This is a genomic window from Sorangium sp. So ce185, from assembly GCF_051526825.1.
Classification (GTDB): Bacteria; Myxococcota_A; Polyangia; order Polyangiales; family Polyangiaceae; genus Sorangium; species Sorangium cellulosum_D.
In genome coordinates this window covers 3,037,881-3,056,165 of the sequence record NZ_CP150316.1, presented here as the reverse complement: position 1 = coordinate 3,056,165, position 18,285 = coordinate 3,037,881, and the positions used below count along the sequence as shown (strand labels likewise).

At 71.9% G+C, this 18,285-nt stretch carries 13 protein-coding genes; 5 read left to right on the top strand and 8 right to left on the bottom strand.

The genetic code is table 11. The features are described 5' to 3' along the window. Nucleotides 1–529 precede the first annotated feature (529 nt). On the bottom strand, nt 530–1,891 hold the full coding sequence (locus WMF26_RS11405) for an MFS transporter (RefSeq protein ID WP_438000324.1): 1,362 nt from the start codon (nt 1,889–1,891) through the stop codon (nt 530–532). A 601-nt stretch (nt 1,892–2,492) separates the two neighbouring features. Between WMF26_RS11405 and WMF26_RS11400 the strand changes: the two genes are divergently transcribed. Beyond that, a complete protein-coding gene (locus tag WMF26_RS11400; RefSeq protein WP_438000323.1) occupies nt 2,493–3,650 on the top strand; it encodes a cobalamin-independent methionine synthase II family protein in 1,158 nt (385 codons plus the stop codon). 87 nt (nt 3,651–3,737) lie between these two features. Here the strand turns inward: WMF26_RS11400 and WMF26_RS11395 are convergent, their stop codons facing one another. The 7 genes from WMF26_RS11395 to WMF26_RS11365 form a co-directional block, all read right to left on the bottom strand. Continuing rightward, nucleotides 3,738–4,583 carry a class I SAM-dependent methyltransferase gene (locus WMF26_RS11395; RefSeq protein WP_438000322.1) on the bottom strand — a complete coding sequence of 282 codons (846 nt, stop codon included), beginning with the start codon at nt 4,581–4,583 and terminating at the stop codon, nt 3,738–3,740. Next, nucleotides 4,580–4,990 (bottom strand): hypothetical protein, encoded by a 411-nt coding sequence (locus WMF26_RS11390; protein ID WP_438000321.1) that lies wholly within the window; start codon nt 4,988–4,990, stop codon nt 4,580–4,582. The genes WMF26_RS11395 and WMF26_RS11390 overlap by 4 nt, the downstream gene beginning before the upstream one ends. A 376-nt stretch (nt 4,991–5,366) precedes the next feature. Then, nucleotides 5,367–6,692 (bottom strand): extracellular catalytic domain type 1 short-chain-length polyhydroxyalkanoate depolymerase, encoded by a 1,326-nt coding sequence (locus WMF26_RS11385; protein WP_438000320.1) that lies wholly within the window; start codon nt 6,690–6,692, stop codon nt 5,367–5,369. Nucleotides 6,693–7,592: 900 nt separating this feature from the next. Further along, entirely contained in the window at nt 7,593–8,813 is a 1,221-nt protein-coding gene (locus tag WMF26_RS11380) for a cytochrome P450 (RefSeq protein ID WP_438000319.1), read from the bottom strand. Between the two features lie 138 nt (nt 8,814–8,951). Beyond that, nucleotides 8,952–10,025 (bottom strand): hypothetical protein, encoded by a 1,074-nt coding sequence (locus tag WMF26_RS11375; RefSeq protein ID WP_437337136.1) that lies wholly within the window; start codon nt 10,023–10,025, stop codon nt 8,952–8,954. Nucleotides 10,026–10,047: 22 nt separating this feature from the next. Beyond that, a complete protein-coding gene (locus WMF26_RS11370; protein WP_438000318.1) occupies nt 10,048–11,208 on the bottom strand; it encodes a glucuronyl esterase domain-containing protein in 1,161 nt (386 codons plus the stop codon). 937 nt (nt 11,209–12,145) lie between these two features. Further along, the gene (locus WMF26_RS11365; RefSeq protein WP_438000317.1) at nt 12,146–13,558 is read right to left on the bottom strand and encodes an L-serine ammonia-lyase; all 1,413 of its coding nucleotides are present in this window, start codon (nt 13,556–13,558) and stop codon (nt 12,146–12,148) included. Nucleotides 13,559–13,834: 276 nt separating this feature from the next. On the opposite strand from WMF26_RS11365, the gene WMF26_RS11360 reads away from it, so the two are divergent. The 4 genes from WMF26_RS11360 to WMF26_RS11345 all read left to right on the top strand — a co-directional run bounded on the left by WMF26_RS11360 (nt 13,835) and on the right by WMF26_RS11345 (nt 18,261). Next, entirely contained in the window at nt 13,835–14,626 is a 792-nt protein-coding gene (locus tag WMF26_RS11360) for an OmpA family protein (RefSeq protein WP_020734248.1), read from the top strand. A 14-nt stretch (nt 14,627–14,640) separates the two neighbouring features. Further along, nucleotides 14,641–15,909 (top strand): glycosyltransferase, encoded by a 1,269-nt coding sequence (locus WMF26_RS11355; RefSeq protein ID WP_438000316.1) that lies wholly within the window; start codon nt 14,641–14,643, stop codon nt 15,907–15,909. A 66-nt stretch (nt 15,910–15,975) separates the two neighbouring features. Beyond that, the gene (locus tag WMF26_RS11350) at nt 15,976–16,500 is read left to right on the top strand and encodes a 2'-5' RNA ligase family protein (protein ID WP_437337131.1); all 525 of its coding nucleotides are present in this window, start codon (nt 15,976–15,978) and stop codon (nt 16,498–16,500) included. Nucleotides 16,501–16,683: 183 nt separating this feature from the next. Continuing rightward, nucleotides 16,684–18,261 (top strand): serine/threonine-protein kinase, encoded by a 1,578-nt coding sequence (locus tag WMF26_RS11345; protein ID WP_438000315.1) that lies wholly within the window; start codon nt 16,684–16,686, stop codon nt 18,259–18,261. Nucleotides 18,262–18,285: the final 24 nt, after the last annotated feature.

The following is an 18,285-nucleotide window of genomic DNA, read 5'->3' as shown; positions in this document are numbered from 1 at the left end:
CTCTAGTTATGGTGGTGGATAGCTGCAACATCCTCGGACGCGAGCTTCGCGCTATCGACAACGCCGTAAGGGTCTCGCTTGTCGTGATAGCAGTCGCCTCGCATTTGTCTCGCGACGACGACGCTCAGCCTCCGATGGTGCACGCACCGTGCCCAGCCAGAGGCCCGGCGCTTCAGGCGCTCGTCCGCGCAGCGCGGCGACGGCGCTGGGTCACTCGCGCTCGCAGCGTGGATATATCCATATGCAGGTCGACCCGGCCGAGCGGCTCCGAGGGTATGTCGCCGCGCGATCGCCGCCAGTCGACGCTTCGCCGAGGACGTGTTGCCGGCGCGCCTTGCCAGCCCGGCGCGGGCAACTTCTTGCCGTGGAGTCTCTGCCGGCGTCGCGCGGGCAACTTCTTGCCGGCAACGCGTTGCCGGCTTGGCGCGGCGAACCTCTTGCGGTCGCCCCCGGCGACGCGCTCGCTATCATCGAGGCAGTCCGGGCGCCGTCGTGCGACTTGCCCCCTGCCCTGCTCGACCCCTTGCGCTTATGGCGAAGCGCTCCTCTTCCGTCCCGGGATGTGCGTGCGCAGCGAGGCGAAGCTCACGACCACCAGCGCGACGGCGGCGGCCACGGCGTAGAAGAAGTAGCTCACGGGCGGCTGCGGATCGAGCGCAAAGAACGAGCCGCCGGCCACCGTGCCGAGGAGCCCGCCGGCGCGAGACACCGTCTGCGCGCAGCCCACGCCGGACGCGCGGATATACGTGGGATAGGAGTGCGCCCCCACGGTGTAGAGGAAGCTCTGCATGCCGTTCATCGCCATGCCCGCGAGCGTGAGCAGCGCGAGCGACCGGCCGTCGAGGACGCCCCCGTTATCGAGGATGGTCGTGCCGATGAGGAACGTGGCGAGGGCGCCGACCGTCGAGAGCGCCGCGCCCACGCGGCGCGAGCCCCACCAGCCGATCATCACGGCGCCGCCCAGCGCGCCGAAGAACCCGCCGAAATTGAAGAGCTTCGAGCCCTGCAGCGACTCCGCGGTGCTCATGCCCGTGAACGACAGCACCGTGGGCAACAGGTTCACGCAGGAGAACAGCGCGAGCGTGTTCAACGCAAACGCGGCCCAGAGCAGCAGCGTCGTGGAGCGGTAGGTGGGGCCGAGCAGCCCGGCGAGCCAGCTCTTGGGCGGCGGCGGCGGCTCGGCCACCACGAAGCGCTCGTCGCCGGTGAAGCGGCGCTCGCGGAACAGGCGATTCAGCAGCTTCGCGAGGCGGCCGTGCAGGTGGGGGCGCTGCGCGAGGTACTTGGGCGACTCGGGCAGCAGGAACATCGCCGCCACGAAGAGCACGAGCGGCAGCGCCGCGCCGATCCAGAACACACCGCGCCAGCCGTACATCGGGATGACCCGCTGAGCGACCCCCGCCCCGAGCATGCCCCCGAGGGGCACGGCCACCATGGCGCACGCCACGGCGATGCTGCGGGCGTGCTTCGGGGTCCATTCGGAGATGATGGCGGCCGCGAGCGGCGTCACCCCGCCGAGCCCGATCCCCGTCACCACGCGCCAGATCGTGAGGCTGGCGAGCGAGCCGGCGTGGGCGCAGAAGAACGACCCGAGGGCCAGGAACGCCATGCAGGCGATGTACGAGCGCCTGCGCCCGACGCGATCGCCGGCCCAGCCGAGCGCCACCGAGCCGACGGCCATGCCCACCATGCTGCCCGTCAGGGCCGGCGTCAGCGCCGCACGCGCGATCCCCCACTCCTTCAGGACCTCGGGCGCCACGAACGCCATCGCCTGCAGGTCGAAGCCGTCGACCAGCATGATGATGACGGTGAGCACGGTTATCGCGAGCGGCAGGCCGATGAACTTCGCCGAATCGATGAGCGAACCGATCTCGATCTCGTTCTTGTTCATCTGGCCTGCTGCTCGACGCGACGCGAACGGGGTTGCACGTCCTACTCGACCTGGCCTGGCGCGTCCATCGCCCGGCGCCGCGCCCGCGAGCCGAGCTGATCCGCCGCGGCGTCTGCGCCGAGCCGGCTCGCCGCGCTCCGCGGCGCACGCAGGCTGTCGAGGCGAGTCCGGTCGGCGCGCGCGCAGAGGCCCTGCTGTATCTGTGCGAGCCCATCATAACAGGGGACACGAGGGCTCCTCGCCCATTGAAAAATTCGCTTGAGTTCACCCCAGACGGAGCGCGAGACATGGACTCAGGGCAGGAGCCGGAAACGCGCTGTCCGTCGAGGTTTGGACGAGCACCTTTGACCGTTGCGCCGTGAGCGGGGCGCGTGTTAGGGGTCGGGGAGGAGGAAATCCGGTTCGTTCGCCCCAGGCGCCTCGGGTTTCCAGCGGAGACAACCTCGATTGCCACGTGAGCGAGCCCGACCCTGGGTGGGAGCCGGCGTCGCCGAGCGATCGCGCCGGGGCGTGCCGGGGGCGCCCTCATCGCGCATCGGAGGGCGAGCGAGGGCTCGTTCGAGGTCGTGGACGACCGCAATCGTCGGAGCCAAGAGGGGTCATGAGACGCAGCGAAGACCGGATTCTCACCACCCACGTCGGCAGCATCGCCCGACCGGCCGCGATGCTCGAGATGGCGAGCCAGCGCATCGGCCCGCCGAAGGACCCGGAGGCCTACGCCAGGCTGCTGCGCCAGTCGGTCGCCGACGTGGTCAGCCGGCAGGCGGCGGCCGGGATCGACATCGTGAACGATGGCGAGTACGGCAAGTCGAGCTGGGCGAACTACGTCCTCGAGCGCGTGTCGGGCTTCGAGCTCCGGCCTGGCGGCAAGAGCCCGCGCGACTGGCTCGGCCGTGACAAGGTCCGCTTCAAGGAAGTCGTCGATCTCGAGTTCAAGGACAACCCCGGCACCCTCATGCAGCACGTCTGTACGAGCGCCCTCCGCTACCGTCCGGGCGACGTGCAAAGGGACGTCGACAACCTGAGGGCCGCGCTCGCCGGCGTGAGCGTCGCGGAGGGGTTCCTCACGGTCGTCGCGCCAGGGAGCGCCGTGTTCAACGGCCTGAACGAGTTCTACGGGAGCGAGCGCGACTACATCTTCGCCCTCGCCGAGGCGCTGCGCGAGGAGTACCTGGCCATCTCCAAGGCGGGCCTGGTCGTCCAGGTGGACGACGCGGTGCTCGCGAACATGTATGATCACCTCGTGCAGCAGAGCCCGCAGGCGTACCGCAAGTGGGCAGAGCTGCGCGTGGAGGCGCTCAACCACGCGCTCCGCGACATTCCGGAGGATCGCGTCCGCTATCACGTGTGCTTCGGCAGCTGGCACCTGCCGCACACGTCCGACGCGCCGCTGGAGGACATCGTGGACCTCATCCTCCGCGTCCGCGCGGGCGCGTACTCGATCGAGGCGGCGAACCCGCGGCACGAGCACGAGTGGCGCGTGTGGCAGAAGGTGAAGCTGCCGCCGGAGAAGATCCTCATTCCCGGCGTGATCACCCATCACATCACGACGGTGGAGCACCCGCAGGTGGTCGCCGATCGCATCGTGCGGTTCGCCAACATCGTGGGCCGCGAGAGCGTCATCGCCGGGTCGGACTGCGGGTTCGCCCAGGCCGATCACATTCAGCGCGTCCACCCGACGGTGATGTGGGCGAAGTTCGAGTCCCTCGCGCAGGGCGCGCGGCTCGCCACCGAGGAGCTGTGGGGGCGCAAGGCGTGACGCGCTGAACGCGCCGCGCGGGGGCCGCGCGGCGGAGCGTCGATGAACAGCCGCGGGTGAGGCAGCCGCCGCGGAGGGGGCGCCGGGTCAGCCGCGGCGTCCCCACGCGTGCGCCGGGGGGATCCGCGCCTCGAACCAGCAGAAGGTCTCGTGCACCAGGAACGCGCCGCCTTCGCCATGCTGCTCGGCGAACCGCGCGAGCGCCGCCGGCTCGATCGCCCGCGGGTCGAAGCGGTCGTGCGTCGTCGCCCGCCACCAGGTGAGCAGCGCGTCCAGCGTCGGATACACGTGTGTCCCCTGCTGCTCCTCCACGCGGAGCAGCTGAAGGCCTGCGCCCTCGACGTGGCGCGCGAGCGCCGCGGCGTCCTCGAAGGCGAAGTCCCGGAGGATCCTCTCCCCCGACGGGTCCGCGAGCCGCGAGAGCTCCCCGACGAGCGCGGGGAGCGACGAGACGCACTGGACGACGATGCGCCCCGCGGGGTGGAGCAGGCCGCGCAGCCGGCGGAGGACCGCCCGCTTGTCGCGGATCCAGTGGAACACGAAGTTCGAGAAGACGAGATCGACGGGGCGGTTTCGGGCGATCTCGCCGAGGGTCTCGGCCGTGCCCACCCGGAACTCGAGGTTGGGCGCGACCGCGGTGTCCTGGGCGAGCGCGATCCGCGCCTCGTCCGGATCGATCCCGACGACGCGCCCGCCGGGGCCGACGAGCTCGGCGAGCTGTTGTGTGAGGCCGCCCGTGCCGCAGCCGAGGTCGAGCACGAGCTCGCCCCGCCTCACGCCGGCGAGCTCGATGAGGCGCTCGCCGCGCCCCTTCTGCCAGAGGCTCCCTCTCCGGTAGGCCTGCGCGGCGGGGGGGATGGTGATGGATGGCAACGTCGCGTCGGCATCGGCGTCGGCGTCGGCGTCGGCGTTCCGAGGAAGACCGCAGCTCATGTCGCGACCCCGCGATCGAGGCGCACGGTGACGAGGTAGCCAGAGCCCTGGACCACGTTGGCGGAGTGCGGGACGCCCGGCGGGATCCAGATGCTCGTGCTGCCCGTGACGAGGTGGGCGCTGGAGCCGAGCTCGATGCGGTACTCCAGGCCTGTGGGGTCGGGGAGGATCAGGTTGATCTCCGGGACATCGTGGGTGTGCAGCGCGGTGTAGTCCCGGCGCGCCGGCTCGGCGCTGTCCACGCGATGGACCGCCAGGTGAACGGGGAACCCCGCGGCGAAGAACCGCTGGATGCACTCGACATCCTGATGAAATGCGACCGCGGACAGCGGGCTCGGCACGTTGGCGCAGAGAACCGCCTCGTCGAGCCGCTGCTCAGCAGAAATGGACCTCGCGAGGAGGTTCATGGTGGTCATCGGTATCGGCGCAGACATCATGATGCTCCGTTCCCCGGGTGATGGCGCGGCCATCCGCGCGCCTGTGCGTTGCGAGCCAGCGCGCGGATCAGCAAGGCACATGCCGTCTGGCGCGCCCTCCGAGGGAGCGCGCCGGCGGCGCAGCTCCGGCCGAACCGGGCGCGCCGCGGCCCGCGCCGGCCGAGGGCGCCCTCTCCCGCGGGGCGAGCCGCGGCGACATGTCACGGCCCGAGGCGTGACATGTCACGGCCCGAGGCGTGACATGTCACGCTCGCGCCGCGCGGCGCGGCTCACGGAGCGCGCGCATCGCACGCCGACCCCGTGCGTTGCTCAGTGAGAGGCGCGCTTCCTGCGCGAAGGTACCTTGTCAGCGCCCGGCGTCTCGCTGCCGGCGACGGAGCGTCAACAGCGCGAGGCCCATGGCGACGGCGGCTGCGGTCGAGCTCATCGGCTTCGAATCGCCGACGACATAGGCGCATCCGCCCGATTCGGATGCGGAATCCGGGCCCGCGCCGGGGTCGTCGCTGCCCGCAGCGCCGGTCGGGGTGCTACCGCCCGTGCCGCCGCCGCCCGTACCGCTGCCGGCGGGCTGCCCGCCAGAGCCGGCGGTTGCGCCCCCGCCGGTGGTGGTGCTCCCCGCGGCCGGTCCGGTGCCGCCCCCGGAGCCTACCGCGCCGCCCGCGCCGCCTGCGCCGCCCGCGCCGCCCATGCCACCGCCGCCGTCCGGCCCCGGACAGGCGGGCTCTGGATCGGCGCCGCCGGCCTCGTCGAGGCCGAAGAACGCGAGGATGGCGTCGGCCTCGTACGGCATGGAGTGCGCGCCGTCTTTCCCTGACCACGCCTCGAACACCGTGTAGCCACACTCGTCCTTCCAGAACTGGCGCTCATAGGTCGTCCCGTTCGAGGTCGTGCTGTCGGTCGAGCTCGGGGCCTCGCTCAACCCCAGGACGTTGGTCCACTCCTTGATCGCCTCGCCCTGGTTCTTGTAGTTGATCGTGGCGTCCGCCGTGCCGTGGAAGATCTGAAGACGCGGGCGGTGTCCCGTGTAGCCAGGAAACATCGCGCGAACCTGGTCTCCCCATTGCTCCGCCGTCTTGCTCGTCCTGCCCCCCGCGCAGTTGCCGCTCCACTGGTTGCTCGGGTCGAAGCCGTCGGCCCAGCACCCAGCCGGCACCCCCGCCCTCGCCGCGCCGGCCCTGAAGATGTCCGGGTACACGGCCAGCATGGCCTGGGTCATCATCGCCCCGGAGGAGCCGCCCATCACGTAGACGCGCTTCGGGTCGCCGCCGTACTTCTCGAGCGTGTATTTCACCATCTGAGCGACGGCCTGCGTGTCGCCGCCGCCGTCGTGGGTCAGGGACTTCGTCGAGCCCACGTCCCAACAGTTCCGGCCGGTGGCCTCCGGAAGGACGATGATGAAGCCGTTCCTGTCGGCCCCGGCGCGGATCCCCGAGATGCTGTTGAAGAACCCGCTCACCGGCGTGCTGCAAGAGTGGCAGGCCACCACGATGGGTGGATTGTCCGCCAGCCGGTCCGGGACATAGATGTTCATGTTGACGTAGTCCGGTACGCCGCTCGCGCCCCACGTCGTCCGGTCCACCTTCACCACGGACGCCGCGCGCGCTGGCATGGCCGCGAGCAGGCCCAGAGACATCGACGCGACCACGAGGGCGCGGTTCAGAAATCGACGCATGTCGAGCACCTCTTGCGCTGGCGTCGCCGACGATGGCGCGACGCTTGCCGCGTCGATGCTAATCGACGACAGAACTTCGGCGCAAGCCACGCTTCGAGTTCTTCCACGCCGGCAAAAGTTGCATCATACCGTTCCCGGCCGCAGAACATTACAGCATTGCAGAAGGCCGTGAGCCTGGGGTCTGCGCCGGCGCGCCCTCCGAGCGCGCAGCGCTGCCCCGAGGCCGCCGAGCCTTCCATCGAAGCGCCCGGATTAGCACGAAACCAAACGGATCGGTGTTCTAGCCGCTACGACGGCGCGCGACGATCCCGTCAAAGCGCCCGGCGGGCCAAGCGCCCGCCAGGCGATCGTCCCTCAGGGAGAGCAATCTATCTGAGGGGGCAGGCTCTTGAGCAGCGTACACCCCGGACGTCCGCATTCGATGGCGCAAGCCGCTTCCACCGTGGTGCACACCGTGCCCCCGCAGCGCTTGAGATCGAAGCATTGGCTCCCCGCGGGACAGAGGCCATGTTCATCACAGCGCGCGAGCGCATCACAGCGCGGCGCGGCCGCCTGCTGGACGCCGGCGGCCGGCGCGGCTGGGCTCTCCGCGGGATGACGTTCGGTGCTCGGCGGCTGCGGAGGGGGCTCTTGTGCCGGAGCGCCGGCGTCTTCGGCCGGACCGCCGGCGTTCGAGGCAAGCGGTGAGCTGCGCGGCGCCTCGCGTCCGGTCCCCGCCCCCCCGACGCGGCTCGAGCCGACGCACGCTGAGCCAGCGACCACAGCCCCGAGGAGAAACGGCAAGACGGCCTGCCACCGCGGGCCGCGGCGGTGACCTGTTGCGGAGCGTGCGCCGCGGGGCGCCCGCGGCTTCGGTTCATGCATCGGCGTTCGCATCGTGTCGACACCCAGGGCCGCGCTTCAGGCCGCGGGGAAGCGAACGCGCAGCGAGCTCGGCCCGCGGTCCTGCAGGTTCGACCCGGCGTAGCTCAACGTCGGTTCGGCGAGCTCCCAGCGCGGCAGCGAGAGCAGAGCGCGCAGCGACTCCTCCACTTCCATCCGGATGAGCGGGGCCCCCGGGCAGTAATGAGCGCCGCTCCCGAAGGTCAGGTGCCGGCTCTGCTGCCGCGTGATATCGAAGCGGTCCGGTGCGGAAAACAGCCCGGGATCGCGGTTCGCTGCGGCGATCATCGCGAAGACGAACTGCCCCTCGGACACCCTGACGCCCCGGATCTCGGTGTCCGTTTTGCACATGCGGCTGAGGGAGAGCACGGACGGCTCGAAGCGCAGGCTCTCCTCGACCGCGCCGCGGACGAGGCCCGGCGCCTCCCGGAGCTTCGCGAGCTCTGCGGGGTGGTTGAGGAGCGCGAGCACCGTGTTCGCGATCTGGTTCACGGAGGTGACGAAGCCGGCGGCGACCATCTGGAAGCACTGCATGGCCGCCTCGCCCGCGAGCTCGGTGTCACCGTCCTCCGCCGCGATGAACCTGCTCGCGACGTCCTCGCCCGGCGCCTTCCGGCGCTCCTCGACGAGCCTCATCATGTAGTCGAGCATGTCGCAGCAGCTCTGCTTCACCGCCCGCTTCTGCTCCTCCGAGCTCACCCCGCCGCCGGCGAGCTTCAAGAGATCCGTCGACCATCTCAGGAACTGCGGGCGATCGGGCTCGGGGATCACGAACATCTCGGCCAGCGTGTTGAGCGCGACCGCCTCGGAGAACGCCGAGACGACGTCCATCTCGCCGTCCCGCCGCGCCCGCTCGATGGCCCGCTGCACGAGCCCCAAAACCCGCGGGCGCATCCACTCGACCGCCGAGGGCGAGAACCCTTTCATGATGAGCTGCCGGAGCTGCGTGTGGCGCGGCGGGTCCTGGAAGAAGGTGAGCCGCGACAGGGAGTCGAACGTCCTCCTCGAGAGCTCGTCGTCGCCGAGCATGCCGAGGCCGCCGAGGAGCGCCGTCGCCCGCCGCGCGGTGAAGCTCGAGTCCCTCACGAGCCCCTCGATATCGGCAGGAGCGGTGATGATGAAGCACTGGAGCGGCTCGAAGAAGTAGACCGGCGCCTCGGTCCGGAGCCGCTCGAGCGTCGGGAAGGGATCGGCGAAGAAGCGCTCGCTCGTGAGGTCGAATCCAGCGGGAACGGCCATGAGTCCTTCCTTCCTTGTGGCGCCCGCGGCGCGGCTCGTGGCGCCCGTGGCGGCGGAGACTGACGGCCAGGCTATCCGAGGGGGACGGCGGAGGCAACCGGGCGGCGGTTCGACGCGAGCGGCGAGGGAGGCCGCCAATCACTCCCAGCCGGACATGCCGTTCGTGTCGCGCAGGATGGCGTGCACGGCGTGCACCTCACCGCCGGACATCTTGATCATGTGCATGTCCAGATGCCCGTCCGTCATGAAGTCGAACATGGTGAGACCGATGGCGATGCCGCGCACCTCGTCCGCCAGGATGACGCGCGGGATGAAGGTGCCGCCGGACCCAGGATCGCCGGCGCTGCAGGACGCTCCCGTGCGGCAAGAGAAGTTGCCGCCGCCGTTCTCCAGGCGCTTGCAGGCTGCCGTGACGTCGCAGACGCCGGCGGGGAACGCGCGGAAGTATTTGTCGATCCAGCTCGTCAGCTCTTCCCGCGTGGCCCGCTCGGCTTCCGGGACCTCGTCGTGCCATCCGATGTCGTCCGCGATGGCGATGATCGCGGCGGGATCCGACGCGACCGCGAAGGACGCCGTGTAGTCGCCCGGGCGGACGACGATCGTCTCGATCTCCGTCATCTCCGAGCCTTCCACCTTGATGCGGAGGGCGACGGGGAGATCCCTCCCGCCTTCCGGGATCACCGCCTGAGCGCCGACGCTGCACGCCTCGGTGTCCAGGGCGCGCTGCGAATGCTTCACCTCGCCAGCGTTCTTCCAGAAGTCCGTCGTGCCGATCTCGGCCTGCACGGCGTTTTCGGTGAACTTCACGCCTTCTGCCAGGGGTAGGCTGGAAGGATCCCCGGCGGCGAGGGCGGCGAAGTAGTCGTCCAGGAGGCCATCCAGGAGCTCGCGCGTGCATTCGCCCCCCGGAGCGCCGCCCGACCCCGACGCTCCGCCGGTGGCCGCTCCGGATCCACCGCCGCTGGAGGTGCCGCCGCTCGGCCCCGCCCCGCCGGTCGACGTCGCGCTGCCGCCGCCCGACGAGGCGCCGCCGGTCGCTTGCGGCGCGCCGCCGGTGCCTCCCGCGGGGCTCTGGCCGCCAGAGCCCGCCGCGCTGCCCGAGGCTCCACCACCTCCGGTGCCGCCCGCGGCGTCACCACCTTCGCCAGGGCCGCAAGCACCCAGCGTCAGGGCCAGGGCGACCCCGAGAGCTTGAAACGAGCTATGATTCATGGGCTACCTCCTCTGCGCTCGATCAGAGCTCGCCGGTGAGCGTCGGCGGTGTCCAGTCGATGTGGTCCAGGTGGTTGGGCTTGTTGGGCAGGTCCGTGGCGAAAGCGCCCGTCGCCGTGGCGTCCTTGCCCAGCAGGAACTTGTCGATCATCGCGTTGAGGGACGCAGTGTACTGCGAGCGCCAGCTGCAGTGGCTCCCACCCGCGCCCGTGTAGGCCATATGGTCTCCGACGCCGAGCGCCTCGAAGATCATCTTGCCGACGTTGGCGGTGACCCACGCCGAGTTCCGATCGAGCCCGTTGTACATGGTGCTCGGGTTGTCCACGATGTAGAGGCCGCGCGGCGCGATGAGGCCCATCATCTCGTGCATGTCGACGGGGAGCTTGTTCGTGTTGTCGGCCCCGGCGTTGTTGCCCGTGGTGAACTGGCCGAGCGCCACCTCCGAGAGCCAGCGGACGTAGCTGATGCCATGATAGGGCCACTCGGAGCCGCTGTAGCTGTCGAGCACCTCGACGAGGCGCAGGCCGACCGTGCCCCCGAGACCCGACTCCACCGGGATGGTCAAGGCGATGCGGTTGTCGAGCGCGCCGGCGACGAAGGCCCCCTTGCCCCAGCGTGAGCAGCCCGTCACACCCACCCGGCGCGGATCGATGACGCCGGGGTTCTGCTCCAAGACGTCGAGGACGCGGCTGATCTGCCAGGCCTGCGCCGTGAGGTACCCCGCGGGATGGTCCGAGCCGTACACGCTGTAGAACGGCCCGTTCTTCGCGCCGCTGCTGCCGGTCGACTCCACCGCGGTGAAGGTGATCGTCGCGACGCCTCTCGGGACTGGCATGCCGCTCAGGCCGCCATAGCCGATGATGGCCGGGGCGGGCGCCGTCGCACCGTTCATGTTCACGGTGAGGTTGAACGAGCCGCTGCCTCCGCCATCGTTGACCTGGACCGTGATCCTGCTGTCGCTCACGGTACCGGACACGGCTCCCTCTGCCGGGACGGGCTTGTCGCCGTAAATGAATTTGTAGGCTTGCTGGAGGATCTCTTCGCGCCGGCAGGCCCACTCGCTCTTGTCGGCGATGCGGGTGCCGTCCATCTTCTTGAAGGGGTCCGGCAGCTTCGCGTTCGCCGTGAGCGAGCCGACGCTCGGCATCGGTCCGACGGCGCACCCGGCTCCAGGGTCTTCCACCTGGCCCCACTCGGCGCTCGCCGCGTCGCCGCCGCCGCTGCCATCGGTACCACCGGTTCCCGGCGCTCCGCCCGTTCCGACCGGGCCCCCACCACCGCTGCTGGCCTCGCCCGTCGTTACGCCGCCGCCCGTCCCGGTCGGGGCACCACCCGAAGAGGACGCTCCGCCAGTGCCCGTCGACGCCCCTCCGGTGCCGCTGCTGCCGACGCTCCCTGTGCCGACTGACGAGCTTCCTCCTGAACCGGCAGGATCCGATCCTCCGTCTCCGGTGCCGCAGGCGGCGAGCGCCAAAGGCAGCGCTGCGAACAAGGCCAAAGAGATCGTGGGACGTGCGGTGCGTAGACGCATGTTGAGCGCTCCTCGTGAAGGGACCGTGAAGCAGGACACCGCCGGGGTCGGGCGACGGGGTGGCGGACGAGGGCCCGACCCGCGAGTGCCACTGTGGTTATTCCCCACTTTGCCGATCGTCTCAAGTCGATTCTGTCTTATTTCGTCGCGTCCGTTCGGTGCGCGCACCGCTCAGGTGGACTTTTTCGGGCCTTGAAAAATCTTGACTCTGGCGGAACGCGCCGGGCGTGCGGCCTCCGCGCTGCTTCGGCGGCTTGCCGCCGAACGAGCTCTCTGCGTCCTTTTCGACGGCCTCGATCCCTCCGGCCGCAGCTGGCAATCGTCCTCTTCGCCCACGCCAGGGGCCAGGAGCAGGCCGAAGCCGATTCCCCACTTGACCCTCGACGGTGCGACGAAAGAATCCTTTGCTTTGTACGCGAGGGTATCGAGGCGCACGATCGAGCTCTCGCGGACGTGCGGCGAGTCACCGATGAACGATGTCTCTATCTGCCCACACCGTCACGTCGCCGGTCTCGGGGAGCGGAGACAGGCTTTGAGGTGAGAGAATACTCGGAGTCCTTCAAAAGAAGGAGCGTCCAGCGGCGCGGGGCTAGCACTCCGGCAGGTGGACCCCGACCTCGAGCGGCAACTCGACCACGTTCACCGCGAGGCCGCCGCGCGCCGTCTCCTTGTACTTCGACTCCATGTCCGCGCCCGTGTCGCGCATCGTCTTGATCACCTTGTCGAGGCTCACGAAATGCGCCCCGTCGCCGTGCAGCGCCATGCGCGCGGCGCTGATCGCCTTGATCGCGGCCATCGCGTTGCGCTCGATGCACGGCACCTGGACGAGCCCGCCCACCGGATCGCACGTCAGCCCGAGGTTGTGCTCCATCGCGATCTCGGCCGCGTTCTCCACCTGCGCCGGCGTGCCGCCCAGCCCCTCGGCCAGCGCGCCCGCGGCCATCGAGCACGCGGAGCCAACCTCGCCCTGACACCCCACCTCCGCGCCGCTGATCGACGCGTTCTCCTTGTAAAGAAGGCCGATCGCGCCCGCCGTCAGCAAGAACCGGATCACCCCCTCGTCCGTCGACGTCGGCACGAAGCGCCGGTAATAGTGCAGGACCGCCGGGATGATCCCCGCCGCGCCGTTGGTCGGCGCCGTCACGACGCGGCCTCCGGCGGCGTTCTCCTCGCTCACGGCGAGCGCGTAGAGGCTCACCCAGTCCATCGCCGTCAGCGGATCTCGGAGGCCCGCCTCGGGGCTCTCGATGAGCTTGCGGTACAGCGCCGGCGCGCGGCGCGCCACCTTGAGGCCGCCCGGCAACACGCCCTCTGTCCGGAAGCCGCGCCGCACGCACTCCTGCATCACCTCCCAGATCCGCAGGAGGCCCGCCCGGATCTCCGCCTCCGGACGGAAGACCTTCTCGTTCTCCAGCATGACCTGGCTGATCGACAGGCCCCCGGCCGCGCACGCCGCGAGCAGCTCCGCGGCGCTGTGGAACGGATACGGGAGCGGGGTCGCGTCCTCCTCGATCGGATTCTCCCCCTTCGCCGCGGCCTCGTTCACCACGAAGCCGCCGCCCACCGAGTAATACACGCGCACGCGCAGCGGGGCGCCGCCCTGGTCCAGCGCGGTGAAGCGCATGCCGTTCGGATGGAAAGGCAAGCTCCGGTGCAAGAAGGCCAGATGCCCCTTCACCTCGAAGCCGATCTCGTGCCGGGCGAGCAGCGACAGCCGGCCGCTCTGGCGCACGCCCTCGACGACCTCGCCCGCGCGCTCGACGTCCACGCCGTCCGGCGTCTCGCCCATGAGCCCGAGGATGACGGCCTTGTCGCTGCCGTGGCCGCGGCCCGTGGCGCCGAGCGAGCCGAACAGCTCCACCCGGACCGACGCGGTGCGGTCGAGCAGGCCCGACGCGTCGAGATCCACCGCGAACATCCGCGCGGCGCGCATCGGGCCGACCGTGTGCGAGCTGCTCGGCCCGATGCCGATCTTGAAGAGATCGAAAATGGTGACTGCCATGTGCGCTGGTGCGCCGGAGAGCCACGCAGGGGCGCCGCTCGACGCCCGCGGACACTACGGGATCGCGCCGGCGACCGCCACCGCCGCGCCGGCGCGGCGCAGAGAAGCGCGCCGCCGCGGCGCAGAGAAGCGCGCCGCCGCGGCGCAGAGAAGCGCGCGGGGGGACGCGGGCAAAATCGCGCGGCGCGCCGGACGCCCGCCGGCGCGGGGCCGGCGTCCCGGTGGTATACTCGGCCCGTCTTCCTCACTTCCCTCACCCTCCGAGATGAGGTCCCCATGCGCCATCTCCCGGCCCTGCTCCTCGCCGCCTCGCTGCTCGCCCCCGCCGCCGCCCGAGGCGACGGCCCGGCACCCGCGCCCGCGCAGGGCGAAAAGGCCCCGAGGCCGCCCGCGCTGGAGGTGACGATCGACCGGTCGAAGGTGGACCTCAAGGGCCGCCAGATCGAGGTCAAGCTGTCGCGCGCCGCCGCCAAGGTGCGCATCAAGGTCGTCGGCCAGTCGGGCGCCGTCCTCGCCGAGGAGGAGAAGCCGTTCGGCGGGGCCGCGGCCGGCACGCCGCTCACCGTGACCTGGACGCCCTCGAGCGACGAGACCGTCGCGCGCATCGAGGTGTACGGCCACGACACCCAGGGCTACTGGGCGGGGGTCGCGATCCTCCCGTGGAACGTGAGCATCCCCCACGAAGAGGTGCAGTTCGAGACCAACTCCGATGTCATCCGGGCGCCCGAGGTGCCCAAGTTGGAGGCGAGCCTCCAGAAGATCTCGGAGGTCGTCGCGAAGACCAGCGAGCTCGGCAAGATCACCCTGTTCATCGTCGGCCACACCGACACCGTCGGCAGCGCGGAGCACAACCTCGCCCTGTCGCGGCGGCGCGCGCGCGCGATCGCCGCCTGGTTCAAGGGCCGCGGCCTGAAGCTCCCGGTCGCGTTCGAGGGGCTCGGCGAGTCGGCGCCGCTCGTGAAGACCGCGGACCAGGTGGACGAGCCGCGCAACCGCCGCGTCGACTACATCCTGTCGGTCGAGCCGCCGCGGCTGCCGTCCGGCGAGGCGTCCTGGAAGGCGCTCTGAGGCGAGGGCCCCGCATGAAGACCACCGTGCTCGCCGTCGGGACCCGGGGCGACGTCCAGCCCGCGATCGCGCTCGGCAAGGCGCTCGCCGCCCGCGGCCACGACGTCCGCGTCCTCGCCGGCAAGAGCTTCCAGGGCTGGATCGAGGCGCACGGGCTCACGGCGATCCCGGCGAGCGTCGACACCGTCGACATCATGGAGAGCGACCTCGGCAAGGCGTGGGTGGCGCGCGGCACCGATCCCCTGGCCCAGCCGCGGATCCTGCAGCAGATCATCGATCGCTACGGCGTGGAGATGTCCGAGGACGCGCTGCGCGCCTGCGAGGGCGCCGAGCTCATCCTGAGCAGCTTCACCTCGGACACGTACGCGGCGTCGATCGCCGAGGCCTCCGGCGCGGTGCAGATCAGCATGCCGCTCCAGCCCGCGATCCTCGCCACGCGCCACGGCCCGACCGCGATGGTCGCCCCGGTCCCGCGCGGCGACAGCGCGCTCAACCTCCTCGTTGGCAAGCTCCTGATCGAGCCGACGGTGTGGCGCTGGTACGCCGGCGTGACGAACCGCGTGCGGGAGCGGCTCGGCCTGCCGCCGCAGGGCCGGCGCGCGTACCTGGCCACGCTGCGCCGCACGCTGGTCGTCCACGGCTACAGCGCCCACGTGGTCCCGCGCGCCCCGGACTGGCCGCCCGGCTTCCACACGACGGGCTACTGGTTCCTCGACGAGGGCGGCGCGTACCGGCCGCCCGAGGCCCTCGAGCGGTTCCTCGCGGCGGGCGAGCCGCCCGTCGCCGTCGGCTTCGGCAGCATGACGTCCCACGATCCCGCCGCGACCACCCGGCTCCTCGTCGACGCGGTCGTGCGGAGCGGCCGGCGCGCGGTCCTGCTCTCGGGCTGGGCCGGGCTCGGCGACGCCGCGCTCCCCGACTCGATCCTGCGGATCGACGCCGTGCCGCACGACTGGCTGTACCCGCGCGTCGCCGCGGCCGTGATCCACGGGGGCGCCGGCACCGTGGCCTCGTGCCTGCGCGCCGGGCGGCCCGCGGTGGTCGTCCCGCACCTCGGCGACCAGCTCTACTGGGGTCGGCGCGTCGAGGAGCTCGGCGTCGGCCCGCGCGCCATCCCGCGGCCGCGCCTCACCGCCGAGGCGCTCGCGGCCGCGATCCACGCCGCCGCGACCGACGCCGGCATGCGGCGGCGCGCCGAGGAGCTCGGCCGCAAGATCGGCGGCGAGGACGGCGTGGCGACGGCGATCGGCCACATCGAGCGGCGCCTCGCGGCGCGCGCGTGACGCGGGCGCCTGCCCCCAGCGCGCCGCCGCTTGCCTCCGGGGCCCGGCGGCGCGAGGGAGCCGGCGATGGCAGAGGACAAGGCGTTCGCCCTGTGGCTCGTCCCCGGCGGCGCGCCGGCCGCGCGGCTCCGGGAGCTCATCGCGGCGCTCGCCCGGGAGACCGGCGGGCCCGCGTTCGCGCCGCACCTCACCCTGGTCTCCGGGCTGCGCGGCGACGGCGCCGCGCTGGCCGCGCGGCTCGGCGAGCTCGAGGGCGCCCTCCACCCCGTGGAGCTCGAGGCGCGCGGCCCCGCCGTCGGCGCCTCCCGCCACCAGTGCGTGTTCCTCGACGTGGCGCTCACCGAGCCGCTCGCGGCGCTGCGCCGCGCCGCGCAGGCCGCGCTCGGCGCCGGCGAGAGCCCCTTTCGCCCGCACGTGAGCCTCGTCTACGGCGACCTGCCGGAAGACCGCCGCCGGTCGCTCGCCGCGGATCCGCGGGTGCGCTCGCTCGGAGGCGACCGAGCGTGGGCCGAGCGGCTCGAGCTGTGGGCCGTGGACGGGCCGACCGAGCGCTGGCGCTGCGTCGAGGGCGTCGCGCTGACGCGCCCGTGATCGCCTCGCCGGGCGGGCGCCGAGCGTCGAGCCGCCCGCGGCATGCCCGGGCGCGCGTGTCCGGGCGCACAGCTCCGACAGTTCCGCCGGGGCGGCGCGGCTCGCCGGAGCTTTGTGTCCTGCGCGCAGGGCGCGGCGCTCCGGAGTAGGTGATCCCCTCGGATCTCGGCTAGCCTACGGGCCATGGTGGCGGTTCCCGTTGCGATAGGCGATGTGCTGGCGGGCAAATACCGCGTGGAGCAGATCGTTGGCGCAGGCGCGATGGGCACGATCGTCGCCGCGTGGCACCTGGAGCTCGATCAGCGGGTCGCGATGAAGTTCCTGCACTCGCCCGGGACCGAGGGCGGCGACCCGGCGGAGCGGTTCCGGCGCGAGGCGCGCGCGCTGGCCAGGATCAAGAGCGAGCACGTGGCGCGCGTCCTCGATGTCGGCTCGATGCAGGGCGGAATGCCCTACATGGTCATGGAGTTCCTCGAGGGGAACAACCTCGCGGAGGAGATCCGCGCGCGAGGTTCGCTCCCCGTGGTGGAGGCCGTCGGGTACGTCCTCGAGGCCATCGAGGCGATGGCCGAGGCGCACGCCGCGGGGATCGTCCACCGCGATCTCAAGCCGGCCAACCTGTTCCTCGCGCGCCGGCCCGACGGTGGGCGGATCATCAAGGTGCTCGATTTCGGGATCTCCAAATCGATGCTCGGCGGCTCGCGCGACGAGCTGGCGCTGACCAAGACGGCGGCGCTCCTCGGCTCGCCGCTCTACATGTCCCCGGAGCAAGTGCGCTGCGCCAAGGACGTGGACGCGCGCACCGACATCTGGGCGCTCGGCGTCATCGTGTACGAGATGCTGATCGGCCGGACGCCCTACAACGGCGACTCGGTGCCGCAGCTCTTCGCGTCGCTGCTCCACGAGACGCCCCCCACGATGGCGCAGCTGCGCGCGGACGTGCCGCGCGAGCTCGACGCGGTGGTGATGCACTGCCTCGCCAAGGACCCCGAGCAGCGGTGGAGGAACGTCGGCGATCTGGCGGCGGCGCTCCTCGCGTTCGGCCCGGCCGGGAGCCACGTGCACGTCGAGCGGGCGCGCCGCGTGCTCGGCCTCCCGGGCGGTCGGCCGTCAGCGTTCAGCCAGCCCGGCATCTCGCTCCCTCCGCCCGGCGCGGCGACCGGCGGGCAGCTCGCCGGAGCGCGCGTGTCCGTGCCGCACGGCGCGTCGTCCCCCGCGGCGTCGGCGGACACGGGGCCCGCGGTGAGCTCGTGGAGCAACACGGGCCAGGTGCCGCGCGCGGGGCGCAAGGGGGCGCTCGTCGGCGTCGCCCTCGCGGTCGGCGCCGCGCTGGCCGCGTTCTCGTTCGGCGCCCTGCTCTTCCTCTTCGTGCGCCCCGGGAGCACCGCCGGCGGCGAACAGCCCCCCGCGCCGGCGGCCACGCAGCTGCCCGGCGCCCCCGCGCCCGGCGCTGCGCCAGGCGCCGCGAGCGCCGCCCCGCCCGGCGCGACCGCCGCGCCGGAGCCGCCCGTGGCCGCCGGCAGCGCCGCCGCGCCGGAGCCGGCCGCGGCGGTCGGCAGCGCCGCCGCGCCCGAGCTGCCCGCGGCCGCCGGCAGCGCCGCCGCGCCGGCGGCGGCCTCCAGCCCGCCTCCCGCCTCCCGGCCGGCCGCGCCGCCGGCGAGCGCGGCGGCCCGCCCCGCCGAGCGCCCGCAGCCCGGCGCGGGCGCGCCGCAGGAGCCGCGCCGGAACACCACGATCAGCGACTTCGGCGGGCGGCGCTGAGCGCGGCGCCCGCGTCAACCGGGC